Below are 13,549 nucleotides of genomic sequence, written 5' to 3' on the forward strand. Positions count from 1 at the left end.
CATGGAAAAATTAATTGTGGTGGGTGAGAAATTTACCGATTTTGCCCGGCGGCATGAGAATGTGCTGACGGTTAATGAGTTTGAGCGATTTGTCTGGAGCGGCGAGCTGGCCGGCGTCGATAAAATCGTTATTGGTCAGGGGGTACAGCTCGACGACATCTCCCGCACCATCTGCATTATTCGTCAGCACTATCCGGATAAAATCCGCCAGATCGTCAATCTGCAGGATCTCTATTATCAAAACAACCGCGATCATCAGCGGCTGGTACATAAACGTAAAAAAGCGAATATCCTCATCACCTCGCCGGAAAAACGCGATGAGGATAACTATTGCGCGCGCCTGATCCTGCAGGATGCCTCGGAGTTACTCTGCGACCACCAGACCGGGCAACATATTCAGGGGATGGTGCTGATCGAGGCGGCGCGGCAGACCATCATCGCCACCTCGGAAAAATTCCTGCTGGCGGAGGCCGGCGTGGCAATGGCGGAGAAGTACTTTACCCTGAGCTCGCTGCAGGTGGCCTTTTCCTGCTTTGTTTTTCCGCTGCCGGTGACCATCGTCCTCAACGTAGTATCACGCAAAAGTTCAGCCCATGGCCGCTTCACCTGCGAATGCTCGGTGGGGTTTGACCAGACCGGCACCCGCAAAGCGGAAGTTGGCTTTAGCTTCAGCGTCTATGACCTTAACTACATCACTCGCAAAGAGTGCGAGCAGGCGGCGCAGTGCCATCAACATTATCTGGTCAGTATTGAGCAGGGGGACGGGGATGAGCATCGCCTTTTTTGATGTGGATGAAACGCTGATTACCGGCAAAAGTATGTTCCTGTTTCTGCACCGCTATGCCGAGGAATATCCGCTGCAGTGCGGTTTGACGGCCGCGGCGATTGTCCGCCAGCTTCAGGCGCTTAGCGAAGCGGGTCAACCGCGGGAAGCGATCAACCGCTACTATTACTCGCTGTTTCGCCACGAGTCGCGCCCCCGGGTGCGGGCGGTCGCCGAGCGTCTGTATCGCGAAGGCGGATATGGTTTTCACCACGAGGTGGTGGCGCGCCTCAGGCAGCATCAGGCGCGGGGGGATGACGTGGTGTTTGTCTCCGGGTCGATGACCGACATTCTCTGGCCGGCGATGGCGGCGCTGGGGGTGGAACATGCCCTGTGCTCGGAGCCGGTGGTGGTGGATGACCGCTATACCGGCGAGCTCTGGCGGACCGCCATCGGCGAACACAAGGCGACGCATGCCCAGTGCTATGCGCAGAAACAGGGCCAGCCGCTGGCGGCGTGCTACGCCTTTGGCGATCATATCTCGGATCTGCCGCTGCTCACCGTGGTTGGTCACCCCTGCGCGGTGAATCCCTGTCCGGGTCTGCTGGCGGAGGCGCAGCGTCGGGGATGGCCAGTGCTGTGGTCCACCGTCGGCTGACGGCGCGACGGCAAAAAAAAAGGGGCGGCGCAATGCCACCCCTGGTGCACTTTCTGACGGGGATCAGCCCGGGTAGATGCCGCGGTCTTTACGCGCCATCAGGATGCGCTCGCAGGCTACGATATAGGCGGCGGTACGCAGCGTACATTCTTTCTCGGCCGCTTTATCGCAGACGTGAATGATGGCGTCGGTCATGATGCGGTCCATCTTGGCGTTGATCTCCTCTTCGCTCCAGAAGAAGCTGGCCATGTCCTGCACCCACTCAAAGTAGCTGACGGTCACCCCGCCGGCGTTACAGATAACGTCCGGCACCACGATCACCCCGCGCTCGGCCAGCACATCGTCCGCTTCCGGATAGGTTGGGCCGTTGGCCCCTTCCAGCACCAGTTTGCAGGTCAGCTTCTCAGCGCGCTCGCGGGTGATTTGCCCTTCCAGCGCCGCCGGGATCAGGATGTCCATTGGGGTGGTCCAGAAAGCCTCTTTATCAATCTCCTGGGCGCCCGGGAAACCCGCGATCTGCTTTTTCTCCGCCTGCCAGGCGGTGAGGGCGGCCATATCAATTCCGCCTTCGTTGTACAGGGTGGCGGTGTGATCCTGAATAACCACGATACGGGCGCCGACGCCGGCGAACAGGCGCGCCGCTTCGCTACCGACGTTACCAAAGCCCTGCAGCGCCACTTTAGCGCCTTCAATTTCGATGCCGGCACGACGGGCCACTTCCCGGCCGGTGACGAACACGCCGCGTCCGGTGGCTTTTTCACGACCGAGGGAGCCGCCGAGGTGGATCGGTTTGCCGGTGACCACGCCGGTGATGGTGGTGCCATGGTTCATGGAGTAGGTGTCCATCATCCACGCCATCACTTTGCCGTTGGTGCCAACGTCCGGCGCCGGAATATCTTTCTGCGGCCCGATGATAATGCCGATTTCGCTGGTGTAGCGGCGAGTCAGGCGTTCCAGTTCACCTTCCGACAGCGAGAAGGGGTCGACGCGGATGCCGCCTTTGGCTCCGCCGTAAGGAATATTGACCGCGGCGCACTTAATGGTCATCCAGGCAGAAAGTGCCATGACTTCGTTAAGATCGACATCCGGATGGTAGCGAACACCACCTTTACCCGGTCCACGCGAAAGATTGTGCTGAACGCGATAGCCCTCGAAGTGGCGAATGGTGCCGTCGTCCATCTGCACAGGGATGTCGACGATCAGCGCACGCTTCGGATGGCGCAGGGTTTCCACCCAGTAGGCAAGATCGCCGAGATAAGGCGCGACACGGTCGATCTGGCGCAGGTAGGTGGTCCATGGAGATGTACTACTTTCAGATGCGTAAGATAACTTTTCCATAAGAGTCCTGTTTCTCAGTGTTATTTATGTCGTGTAAAACCGTGGAATAGCTACAGCAGTAAACTCTGTGCAATGAATGGTATCACCAATTTTATAAAGCGGTATTTGACGGCAATTCCGATTTTTAAATTTTTGTTAGATTTTTTATTTTTTAAGTGAATAACTACGCACAAGAACCACCCGCAAGCTGTGCATTTTAATTCACTTTTTATTCACTTAAGTGAATAGGAAAATATTTTTTCTATGTTTTTCATTATCTTGATGATCTTCAAAAAGTGAATAAATTGCGTTTCCCCGTATTGACAATCTTATTGTTCACAGGCCAGCATTAGCCCACACAACAACATGGCATTAACCATGAATTAACAATTACCCGCACAAAGAATAGGGCTTAACTTTTCTGTGGTGAATATTTTTACCATCGCAGCGGGCGCGCTCGTGCCCAAAATAAGCCGAGGGTCAGGGTTAATGTCGATTGTCCAACGCGACGGGAGCGTTTTCCGTCGCCTTACGTTCCGGAGATAAATTATGTCAGGCAGCATGACTCGCGAAGATTTTGACGCTTACCTGGTTCCCTGTTTTGCCCCCGCGCCGTTTATTCCGGTGAGGGCGGCGGGCTCCCGCGTCTGGGACCAGCAGGGGAAAGAGTATATTGATATGGCGGGCGGCATCGCAGTGAACGCCCTGGGCCATGCTCACCCGGCGCTGGCGGAGGCCCTGCAGGGGCAACTGGCGAAACTGTGGCATATCGGCAATGGCTATACCAACGAACCGGTGCTGCAGCTGGCGAAAACCCTCGTGCAGTCCACCTTTGCCGACAAGGTGTTCTTCTGCAACTCCGGCGCCGAAGCGAACGAGGCGGCCCTTAAGCTGGCGCGGAAATATGCCCACGATAAGTTCGGCGGTGAAAAAAGCGAAATCATCGCCTTCAACCACGCCTTCCATGGCCGGACGCTGTTCACCGTCTCCGTCGGCGGCCAGCCGAAATATTCCAGCGATTATGCGCCGCTGCCGCAGGGCATTACCCATCTGCCCTATAACGATATCGAGGCGGTGACTGCGGCGATCTCCTCGCGCACCTGCGCGGTGATTGTCGAGCCGATTATCGGCGAAGGCGGGGTGATCCCGGCGGACCCGGCGTTCCTCCAGGCGCTGCGCGCCCTTTGCGATCGCCATCATGCCACCCTGATATTTGATGAGGTACAGACCGGCGCCGGGCGTACCGGCCATCTCTACGCCTACCAGCATTACAACGTCGTCCCGGACATCCTCACCAGCGCCAAAGGGCTGGGGGGCGGCTTCCCGATCGGCGCGATGCTGGCGAAAGAGGCCTGGGCGCAGGTCTTCCAGCCAGGCACCCATGGCACCACCTTCGGCGGCAACCCGCTGGCGGCGACCGTCGCCAACGCCGTGCTGGCCCATCTGGATGCGCCGCTGCTGGCGGGCGTTGGCGAGCGCCATGCGCTGATCGTCGACCAGCTGAATGCCCTCTCTGCCCGTTACGATGCGTTTAGCGCCGTGCGCGGCGCCGGTCTGCTGATCGGCGCCGAGCTGGCGGGACCGCTGCGCGGGAAGGCCAAAACCCTGACCAACCTGGCGGCGGAAGAGGGTGTGATCGCCCTGATTGCCGGTCCGGACGTGCTGCGCTTCGCGCCGGCGCTCAATATCCCGCTGGCAGATATTGCGGAAGCCTTCGTGCGCCTCGATCGCGCCGTTGCCCGCTTAACCCGCTAACCGGGAGGACGGCCTGTGATGCTATTTCGTCCCGTACGGGAAAACGATCTTGACGACATCGTCCGCCTTGCCGCGCGGGCGGGGGTCGGCATGACCTCCTTACCCCATGATGCCGGGCGCCTGGCCGCCCGGATCCGCCGCAGCATTGACACTTTCGCCGGCGCGCTGCCGCGCGGCCAGCAAGGCTTTCTGTTTGTGCTGGAAGACACTGCGCTGTCGCGGGTGGTGGGGGTCAGCGCCATTGAGGTGGCGGTAGGCCTGGACGAGCCGTTTTACAATTTTCGCATTCAGAAAACGGTCCGCGCCTCGAAAGCGCTGGGGGTCTATAAGCCCCAGGAGCTGCTCAATCTGAGCTATGACCACACCGGCCACAGCGAGCTGTGTACGCTGTTTCTCGACCCTGAGTATCAGCGCAACCGCAACGGTCTGCTGCTCTCCAAAGCGCGGTTTTTGTTTATCGCCGCCTTCCGCGAGTGGTTTTCGCCGCACCTGTTTGCCGAACTGCGCGGCTGCAGCGATGAGCAAGGGCAGTCGCCGTTCTGGGATGCGCTGGGCCATCACTTCTTCGAGATCCCGTTCGCCGATGCCGACCGGCTGACCGGCACCGGCATGAAAACCTTTATTGCCGAGCTGATGCCGGCGTACCCGATCTATATCTCGCTGCTGCCGGAGAATGCCCGTCAGGTTATCGGCCAGGTGCACCCCAACACCGCCCCCGCGCGGGCGATCCTCGAGAAAGAGGGGTTCAGCTGGCGCGGCTCGGTGGATATTTTCGATGCCGGTCCGGTGCTGGAGGCGGAGACCGATCAGATCCGCGCCGTGCGCGACTGCCAGTGCCTGCCGGCTCAGCAGTTGGCGGGCACGCTGTCGGTGCCGACGCTCGTCGCCAACGGTCAGTTCGACAATTTTCGGGCGCTGCTGGTGGCCCACGAAGAGCAGGTCTCACTGGACGCCGCCGCGCTGGATGCGCTGCAGGTCACTGAAACCGACCGCGTTTATACGGTAACCCTGAACCCAGAGGAAAACAGATCATGGCGGTAAAAGCACAGTTCATAGCCGGGCAGTGGCAGCCGGGCAGCGGCGCAACGATGAGTAAACTGGCCCCGGAGGATCAGTCTCTGCTGTGGCAGGCGGCCAGCGCGGGGGGCGACGACGTCCAGGCGGCCTGCGCCGCGGCGCGCGCCGCGTTTTATCCCTGGTCGCACCGCCCGCTGGCCGAGCGTATTGACGTCGTACAGCGTTTCGCCGCGCTGCTGGAGACGCATAAAGAGGCGCTGGCGACCCTGATTTCCCGGGAGACCAGCAAGCCGCTGTGGGAGACCCGCACCGAAGTGCAGGCGATGATCGGCAAAGCCGCCATCTCCATCGAGGCCTATCACCAGCGGACGGGCTTTCATGAGTCGACGCTGCCGGACGGTAAAGCGCTGCTGCGCCACAAGCCGCACGGCGTGATGGCGGTCTTCGGCCCTTACAACTTCCCGGGCCACCTGCCCAACGGGCATATCATTCCGGCGCTGATCGCCGGGAATACTATCGTATTTAAACCCAGCGAGCTGACGCCGGCCACTGCGGAACTGACGGTCCAGCTGTGGCAGCAGGCGGGCGTCCCCGACGGGGTGATTAACCTGCTGCAGGGCGGGAAAGCCACCGGCCAGGCGCTGCTGGAAAACCGCGATATCGACGGCGTGCTGTTCACCGGCAGCGCAGCGGCGGGTTTCCACTTCCATCGCTACTTCGGCGGCCAGCCGGAGAAGATGCTGGCCCTCGAAATGGGCGGCAACAACGCGCTGATCGTGGCTGATGTGGCCGATGTCGATGCGGCGCTGCATGTGATTATCCAGTCGGCGTTTATCTCCGCCGGACAGCGCTGCACCTGCGCGCGCCGGCTGATTGTTCAGCGCGGCGAGCAGGGGGATGCGCTGCTGCGGCGGCTGGTGGAGGTCAGCGCGCAGATCCGCGCCGGGAAATGGGATGACCAGCCGGCGCCGTTTATGGGTGGGGTGATTTCCCTTGAGGCGGCGCAGAACATGCTGGCGGCGCAGCAGAAACTGGAGGCGCTTGGCGGCAAGGTGCTGCTGCGCCTGCGCCAGCCGGATCCGCACTCCACGGTGCTGACCCCGGGGATCGTCGACGTCACCGGTATCGAGGTGCCGGATGAAGAGTACTTTGGCCCGCTGCTGACGGTTATCCGTTACGACGACTTCCCGGAGGCGATTCGCCTCGCCAACCAGACCCGCTATGGCCTGGCCGTGGGGTTGATCTCCAGCGATGCGGCGCAGTTTGACCAGCTGGCGGACGAGGCGCGCGCCGGGATCGTCAACTGGAACAAGCCGCTGACCGGCGCTTCCAGTAAAGCGCCGTTTGGCGGGGTGGGCGCCTCCGGAAACCACCGCGCGGCAGCGTGGTACGCCGCCGATTACTGTGCCTGGCCGATGGCCTCTCTGGTCAGCGACACGCTGACGCTTCCGGCGAACGTATCGCCGGGCCTGCCATTCTGATAACGGATCCTGTGAGGACATATGTCTGGTTTTGAAGCTAACTTTGATGGCCTGGTCGGCCCGACGCACCACTATGCCGGACTCTCCGTCGGCAATGAAGCCTCGCAAAATAACCGCGATGGTCTCTCTAACCCTAAAAAGGCGGCGCTGCAGGGGCTGTATAAAATGAAAGCCCTTGCCGATCGCGGATTCGTGCAGGGGATTCTGCCGCCGCAGCCGCGGCCGAACCTGCGTCTGCTGCGCGACCTGGGATTCGAGGGCAGCGATGAGCAGGTCATCCGCCAGGCGGCCCAGGCGGCGCCGCAGCTGCTCTCCGCCTTCAGCTCCGCCTCGTCGATGTGGACTGCTAACGCGGCGACCGTTTCGCCGTCGGCGGATAGCGCCGATGGCAAAGTTCATTTCACCGTCGCCAACCTGAACAATAAGCTGCACCGCATGCAGGAGGCGCCCACCACCTCGGCGATCCTGCGCGCCACCTTCGCCGATCCGCGCTACTTCGCCCACCACGCGGCGCTGCCGCAGCATGGCGACCTCGGCGACGAAGGTGCGGCCAACCATAACCGCTTCTGTCGGGAGTATGACCGGCAGGGGGTGCAGCTGTTTGTCTACGGTCGACGCGCCAGCGGCGGGATCGCCCCGATGAAGTATCCGGCGCGGCAGACCCTCGAGGCCAGCGAAGCAGTGGCTCGCCTGCATCAGCTGGATCCGCGCTACACGGTGTTTGCCCAGCAGGCGCCGCAGGCTATCGATCGCGGCGTGTTTCATAACGACGTTATCGCGGTCAGCAATCGCCATGTGCTGTTCCACCATCAGCAGGCGTTTGTCGATCAGTCGACAGTATTGGCGACGCTGCGGGCAAAAAGCGACAGTCTCGATATTCCGTTTACAAGCGTGGAAGTGCCGGACGAGCGGGTGTCGCTCGATGACGCGGTGGCCTCCTATCTGTTCAACAGCCAGCTGCTGAGCAAACCCGACGGCAAGATGCTGATTGTGGTGCCAGAGGAGTGCCGCCAGCGGGAAAACGTCTGGCGTTACCTGAGCGATCTCGCGGCCGACAGCGCGTCGCCGATCGATGAAGTGGCGGTTTTTGACCTGCGGGAAAGCATGCGCAACGGCGGCGGCCCGGCCTGCCTGCGGCTGCGGGTGGTGCTCAACGAGTCTGAACGTAAGGCGGTCAACGCCCACAGCCTGATGAACGACGAACGTTACCAGCAGCTGACGGCGTGGGTGGAAAAACATTACCGTGACCGGCTGCACGCCCGCGATCTGGCAGACCCGCAGCTGCTGCGCGAGGTTTATCAGGCGCTGGATGAGCTGACGCAGATCCTGCGTCTGGGCGCTGTCTATGATTTTCAGCGTTAAGGAGCGGCAGATGGAGCATCTGGTTAACGATTTACTGCACTGCCGCCTGCAGGCGTGGACCTTTCCGGCGGACATCGAGGCCCGCTGGCTGGGCGAGGGCATCCTGCAGTTGCTGCCGGCCACGCCGTGGCGTCAGGCGACGATCCTCTCCGCTGGCGTCCATGGCAATGAGACCGCGCCGACCGAGCTGCTGCTGCAGCTGACTCACGATCTGAGCCAGGGGCGGCAGCCGCTCAACCAGGCGCTGCTGATCGTTTTTGGTAACCTGCCGGCGATCCGCGCCGCGCGTCGCTATCTGCACAACGACCTCAATCGCCTGTTCGGCGGCCGCCATCTGGCGGTCACCCCGGGCAATGAGTCGCGGCGGGCTTTTGCTCTCGAGCAGGCGGTGCAGGCCTTCTATCGCGCCGCCGATGCGGCGGGGCCGGTCAGCCGTAGTCATCTCGATATGCATACTGCCATTCGCGGGTCGCTGTATCGCCAGTTTGCGCTGCTCCCGGCCCACGAGGAGGATTTTTCGCCCGGCTTCTATCAGCTGCTGCAGGCCAGCGGGATGGACGCCATCGTGCGCCATACCGAAGCGGGCGGGACCTTCACCCACTTCACCTGCGAAAAGTTCGCCGCGCAAAGCGCCACCCTTGAGCTGGGAAAAGTGATGCCGTTCGGCGCCAACGATCTTAGCCTGTTCGCCGCCGCCGACGCGGCGATCCGGGCCTGGATTTCTGACGCGCCGCTGCCGGCGCGCGATAAAGCGCCGGTGGATTACTTCCTGGTCGAGGAGAGCATCATCAAGCGCGAAGGGGAATTTACGCTCAATCTGGCGGCCAACGTCGAGAACTTCACCGCGCTCCCGGCAGGGTATGAGATCGCCCGCCAGGCAGAGAAACGGTGGGTGGTGCAGGCCCGTGCCCCCTATATCCTCTTTCCCAATGCCGGGGTCGCTACCGGCCAGCGCGCCGGGCTGCTGCTCCGCGCCGCGGCGCTTCACCTCCCGCAACCAGCCTGAGGAAACACCATGACTGAACATCAACATCAGGCGCCATCTGCCGCCGGAGGTGAAGGCGCGTCACAGCTTAAGCGCGGGCTTGGCGCCCGCCATATCCAGATGATTGCCCTCGGCGGCGCCATCGGCACCGGGCTGTTTATGGGGGCGGGGCGCAACATCGCCGTCGCCGGCACCTCGATCCTGGTTATCTATGTACTGGTCGGGTTCTTTACCTATATGGTGATGCGGGCGATGGGGGAGCTGCTGCTCACTCGCCATGACTACCGCTCGTTTGCCGACTTTGTCGGCGAGTATCTCGGACCGCAGGCCAGCTTTTATCTCGGCTGGACCTACTGGCTGAGCTGGGTGGTGACCTGCATCGCCGACGTGGTGGTGTGCGGGAGCTATATGCAGTACTGGTTCCCCGAGCTGTCGGCGTGGATGCCGGCCCTCAGCATGCTGGCTATCCTGTTCCTGCTCAACCTGCTGTCGGTGAAGATGTTTGGCGAGGCGGAGTTCTGGTTCGCCCTGATCAAGGTGATCACCATTATCGCCCTGATCGTCACCGGCGGCTGGATGATTGCCACCGGCTGGACCTCTCCGGACGGCGTGACGGCTTCCCTGAGCCATCTCACCGACCCGACTGCCTTTATGCCTCACGGTATCACCGGCTTTTTCGCCGGCTTCCAGATAGCGATCTTCTCCTTTACCGGTATCGAACTGCTGGGGACGATGACGGCGGAGACCCGCGATCCGCAGCGCATTTTGCCCAAGGCGATCAATGCGCTGCCGCTGCGGATTATCATCTTCTATCTGCTGTCGATGGTGGTGATCATCGCTGTCGCCTCCTGGCCGGGGGTGTCGGCGGAGACCAGCCCCTTCGTAACGCTGTTTGCCAAAGCCGGGCTGCCCGCGGCGGCGGCGGTGATTAACTTCGTGGCGCTGACCTCGGCGATGTCCTCGGCCAACAGCGGGGTCTTCTCCAGCACCCGCATGCTGTACGGCCTGTCGGTGGAGAAGCATGCGCACTGGCAGTTCCGCATTCTGTCGCGCAGCACCCGCATTCCGGTGCGCAGCCTGCTGTTCTCCTGCTTCTGCATGCTGATCGGTACGCTGCTGCTGTTCCTGGTGCCGAATGTGATGACCCTGTTCACCATCGTCTCGACCCTGGCGGCGATTATGGTGGTGTTCAGCTGGGGGATGATCCTCGCGGCCTATCTGGTTTATCGCCGTCAGCGTCCGGACCTGCATGCCGGTTCGATCTTTAAGATGCCCTTTGGCGTGGCGATGAGCTGGGTGAGCCTGCTGTTTTTCGCCTTCGCCATCTTCATCATGATCTTTGACCCGGACACGCTGCTGGCGCTGCTGGCTTCTCCGCTGTGGTTTATCGCGCTGTGGGCCTTCTGGAAGCTGAAGCAGCGGCGCGAAGGGCAGCTTCAGCTGGACAATCAGAGCGCCTGACACCCGCCGGCCCTGGCGGCCGGCTAAGGGGTGTGGCCAGGGCGTCTTAGCCGTTGTTCCCGTTCGTCTGCCCGGTGGCGGCTGGCGCCTTACCGGGCCTACTGTCTTACTGAGCCTGGGATGAGCGGTTTCCCCCGCGGCGTGATCCCCCTGTAGGCCCGCGCAAGCGCAGCACCCGGGCAGGATGGTCGGCGCCGAGGTAGCCCGGACCGGCTGCGGTTAGGCGCTTTCCGCCCGGGAGCGCGCCGCGCCAGGGACGGATTTCATCCGGCTGGCGCAGAATATCGCCAGCAGCGAAATCGCCACCGTCACGCCCAGGTAGACGGCCACCGGTCGCCAGTCACCATCGTATTTCGCCAGCAGACCGGTGGCGATAAGCGGCGCGGTGCCCCCGGCCAGCGCGGCGCCCAGCTGGTAGCCGAGGGTGATCCCGGTATAGCGCACATTGGCGCTGAATATCTCTGAGCACAGGGTGCCCAGCACCGCGGTCACCGGCGCCCACAGGATGCCGAAGGCAACGATCGTCGCCAGCATAATGCCCCAGCTGGTGCCGGTGTCGAGCAGCAGGAACCACGGGACGATAAACAGCCCCAGCAGCACCACGCTCAGGGTGTACATTTTTTGCCGGCCCACCTTGTCGGACAGCAGCCCCATCAGCGGGATCATCACGGTGGCCACCAGCGCGCCCAGGGTGACGGATTCCAGCGCCTGCGACTTCTGATAGCTCAGGGTGGTGGTGGCGTAGCTGACCACAAAGGTGGAGAAGATATAGAAGGGGGCGGTCTCCACCACTTTCAGACCCGCGGCGATCAGCACTTCCCGCCAGTGGTGTTTGAGCGTCTCGCGCAGCGGAGCCTTCGCCACCTGGCCAGACTGTTTCACCTGCTTAAAGGCGGGCGTTTCGTCGATGTCTTTGCGGATCCACAGGCCGAGGAAAACGAGGACGGAGCTGAGCAGGAACGGAATGCGCCAGCCCCAGGCGAGAAACTGCGCCTCATCGAACAGGGTCATCAGCGAGACGATGAAGGTTGCCATCAGCATGCCGATGGTCACGCCGGCCTGGGGAATACTGCCGAAAAAGCCTTTCCGCTTTTCCGGGGCGTATTCGTAGGCCAGCAGCAGCGCGCCGCCCCATTCGCCGCCGATACCCATGCCCTGAATAATGCGCAGGGTAATCAGCAGGGCCGGCGCCCACAGGCCCACCATCTCGTAGGTGGGCAGCAGGCCAATGGCCACCGTGGCGCTGCCCATCAGCGACAGGGTGAGCACCAGCGTCTTCTTGCGACCGATGCGATCGCCGATATGGGCGAAAATGACTCCGCCGATGGGGCGGATAAAAAAGGTGAGCGAAAAGGAGAGCCAGGAGAGGATCAGACCAATGACCGGGTCGACCATCGGAAAGAAGATTTTGTTAAACACCAGCGCGGCGGCGGTGCCATAGAGAAAATAATCGAACCATTCGATGGCGCTGCCGGTCAGGCTCGCGATCAGTACCTTCTTGTTTTTCTGCAGAATGGATGCAGTGTTGCTTGCTGGATTGCTCATTACGAAACGTTCTCCCGCCACGGTAAAAGGTCAGGTGTCACTCTGTGCGTGCAGGGTGCAACCTGATGTGAAAAAGGTTGTGTAATTGTTAAGCAACTTAGAGTTGATGGTTACAATTGGCAAGTTATCCCTCGGCAATGCGGGCAAGAAAACGCGCTTTTATCTGGTGTAACCGCGAGGTAAATTTTTATTTTCCACCTGTTTTTGCTGTTTTTTGTTATTTTCATGGTCAGTTATTCAGGTGCAACCTGCGTGTTTTTAGATGTTTCTTGTTATTTCAAAATAGTTACAAATCAGCGTCGCTTTGCGCCCCGGCAGGCGGCGTTTATGATGGCCAGACTATTCTCTCTGCGCGGCTGAGAGGTGATTAAGGAGATCAGAATGGCAGAACACTTTCCCCCGCTGTCGGCGACGACGCTGGCGGCGGCAAACCTGACCGGCGGCTGGCTGGCGCAAAACGATCTGGCGACGCTGACCGCGCCGCCGGCGGTGGATGTGGTGGTGCTGGCTGGCAACGCCGTGATCCCTACCATCGACGCCGCCTGCCGACTGGCGGTGGAGCAGGAGGTTCCGCTGCTGATCAGCGGCGGCGTAGGGCACTCTACCGGTTTTCTGTATGAGGCGGTGCGCGAAGATCCGCGCTACCGTTCGCTCGCGGTGGAGGGGCGTCCGGAAGCGCATATTCTGGCGGATATTGCGCATGACTTCTGGCACATTCCTCGCCCGCGGCTGGTGGTGGAGGATCGGTCGACCAACTGCGGCGAAAACGCGCGCTTTACTCGCACAATGCTGGAGAGTCGGGGGATCCCCCATCGTCGCGGGATCGTCATTCAGGACCCCACCATGCAGCGGCGGACGATGGCCACCTTCGCCCGCGTCTGGCAGGGGGCGACGACGCCGCCGCAGTGGCTGAGCTTTCCCGGCTGCACGCCGGTGCTGCAACAGACCGACGGCCAGCTGGGGTTCGTGGGCGGCGGGGCGGGGCTGTGGCCGGTGACCCGCTACCTGGCGCTGCTGCTCGGCGAACTGCCGCGTCTGCAGGATTCCCCTGAAGGGTACGGTCCACGGGGGAAAGACTTTATCAGCCACGTGACTTTCCCGCCGGAGATCCTCGACGCCTGGCGACAGCTGCGGGAGGATGACCGGCTCGCCGGGGCGCTGCAGGCCCGCATCCTCGGCTGATAAATGCCCGTTTGCGGCAGATT

11 protein-coding genes and 1 pseudogene are annotated in these 13,549 nt (G+C 61.6%); 9 read left to right on the forward strand and 3 right to left on the reverse strand.

Annotation, left to right across the window (positions count from 1 at the left end; translation table 11 throughout):
• Position 1: 1 nt before the first annotated feature.
• A complete protein-coding gene (locus CE636_RS27220) occupies positions 2–787 on the forward strand; it encodes an AfsA-related hotdog domain-containing protein (RefSeq protein WP_004204071.1) in 786 nt (261 codons plus the stop codon).
• The gene (locus tag CE636_RS27225) at positions 768–1,421 is read left to right on the forward strand and encodes an HAD family hydrolase (RefSeq protein WP_017898717.1); all 654 of its coding nucleotides are present in this window, start codon (positions 768–770) and stop codon (positions 1,419–1,421) included. Before CE636_RS27220 ends, CE636_RS27225 begins: the two co-directional genes overlap by 20 nt.
• Positions 1,422–1,484: 63 nt before the next feature.
• Here the strand turns inward: CE636_RS27225 and CE636_RS27230 are convergent, their stop codons facing one another.
• Positions 1,485–2,759 (reverse strand): Glu/Leu/Phe/Val family dehydrogenase, encoded by a 1,275-nt coding sequence (locus CE636_RS27230; RefSeq protein WP_004204074.1) that lies wholly within the window; start codon positions 2,757–2,759, stop codon positions 1,485–1,487.
• Positions 2,760–2,971: 212 nt separating this feature from the next.
• Positions 2,972–3,118 (reverse strand): annotated as a pseudogene (locus CE636_RS29085) (hypothetical protein).
• Positions 3,119–3,287: 169 nt separating this feature from the next.
• Here CE636_RS29085 and CE636_RS27235 point away from each other — a divergent pair.
• From CE636_RS27235 to CE636_RS27260, 6 genes are read left to right on the forward strand one after another with little or no spacing between them, the layout of a single operon-like run.
• A complete protein-coding gene (locus CE636_RS27235; RefSeq protein ID WP_004204075.1) occupies positions 3,288–4,493 on the forward strand; it encodes a bifunctional succinylornithine transaminase/acetylornithine transaminase in 1,206 nt (401 codons plus the stop codon).
• Positions 4,494–4,511: 18 nt separating this feature from the next.
• Positions 4,512–5,534, forward strand: coding sequence for an arginine N-succinyltransferase (gene astA, locus CE636_RS27240; RefSeq protein WP_017898716.1), 1,023 nt, complete (start codon positions 4,512–4,514; stop codon positions 5,532–5,534).
• Positions 5,525–6,991 carry a succinylglutamate-semialdehyde dehydrogenase gene (gene astD / locus CE636_RS27245; protein WP_017898715.1) on the forward strand — a complete coding sequence of 489 codons (1,467 nt, stop codon included), beginning with the start codon at positions 5,525–5,527 and terminating at the stop codon, positions 6,989–6,991. The genes astA and astD overlap by 10 nt, the downstream gene beginning before the upstream one ends.
• 21 nt (positions 6,992–7,012) lie before the next feature.
• On the forward strand, positions 7,013–8,353 hold the full coding sequence (gene astB / locus CE636_RS27250) for an N-succinylarginine dihydrolase (RefSeq protein ID WP_017898714.1): 1,341 nt from the start codon (positions 7,013–7,015) through the stop codon (positions 8,351–8,353).
• A 10-nt stretch (positions 8,354–8,363) separates the two neighbouring features.
• Positions 8,364–9,359, forward strand: coding sequence for a succinylglutamate desuccinylase (astE, locus tag CE636_RS27255; RefSeq protein ID WP_017898713.1), 996 nt, complete (start codon positions 8,364–8,366; stop codon positions 9,357–9,359).
• A gap of 9 nt (positions 9,360–9,368) precedes the next feature.
• Entirely contained in the window at positions 9,369–10,799 is a 1,431-nt protein-coding gene (locus tag CE636_RS27260) for an amino acid permease (RefSeq protein WP_017898712.1), read from the forward strand.
• A 219-nt stretch (positions 10,800–11,018) separates the two neighbouring features.
• Here the strand turns inward: CE636_RS27260 and CE636_RS27265 are convergent, their stop codons facing one another.
• Positions 11,019–12,344: an MFS transporter gene (locus CE636_RS27265; RefSeq protein ID WP_004204084.1), complete on the reverse strand. Its 1,326-nt coding sequence runs from the start codon at positions 12,342–12,344 to the stop codon at positions 11,019–11,021.
• A gap of 381 nt (positions 12,345–12,725) precedes the next feature.
• Here CE636_RS27265 and CE636_RS27270 point away from each other — a divergent pair, with 381 nt between their 5' ends.
• The gene (locus tag CE636_RS27270; RefSeq protein ID WP_004204086.1) at positions 12,726–13,526 is read left to right on the forward strand and encodes a YdcF family protein; all 801 of its coding nucleotides are present in this window, start codon (positions 12,726–12,728) and stop codon (positions 13,524–13,526) included.
• Positions 13,527–13,549: the final 23 nt, after the last annotated feature.

Origin of the sequence: Klebsiella sp. LY, from assembly GCF_004010915.1 — a bacterium.
GTDB lineage: Bacteria > Pseudomonadota > Gammaproteobacteria > Enterobacterales > Enterobacteriaceae > Klebsiella > Klebsiella quasipneumoniae.